Here is a 517-nt window from a genome sequence, read left to right on the forward strand (position 1 = left end):
GTCTACGCCCACGTACTTAGTCGCCCTATTCAGACTCGCTTTCGCTGCGGCTGCGGCTTCTCACCTTAACCTTGCACGGGAACGTAACTCGCCGGTTCATTCTACAAAAGGCACGCCATCACCCATAGATCGGGCTCTGACTTCTTGTAAGCACACGGTTTCAGGTTCTGTTTCACTCCCCTTCCGGGGTGCTTTTCACCTTTCCCTCACGGTACTGCTTCGCTATCGGTCACTAGGGAGTATTTAGCCTTACCAGATGGTCCTGGCAGATTCATACGGGATTTCACGTGCCCCGCACTACTCGGGATCCGTCTCGGAGGGAATTCAATTTCGGCTACAGGGCTTTTACCTCTTCTAGCGGGCCTTTCCAGACCTCTTCGCCTACCCAATTCCTTTGTAACTCCATGTGAGACGTCCCACAACCCCAAGAGGCAAGCCTCTTGGTTTAGGCTCTTCCGCGTTCGCTCGCCGCTACTGACGGAATCACTACTTGTTTTCTCTTCCTCAGGGTACTTAG

Annotated in this window: 1 rRNA gene; it reads right to left on the reverse strand. The window is 53.4% G+C overall.

The features are described 5' to 3' along the window. Window positions 1-517, reverse strand: a 23S ribosomal RNA gene (locus FCN15_RS19080); the annotation flags it as partial.

Source organism: Paenibacillus pinistramenti, from assembly GCF_005869875.1.
Taxonomy (GTDB): Bacteria; Bacillota; Bacilli; order Paenibacillales; family Paenibacillaceae; genus Fontibacillus; species Fontibacillus pinistramenti.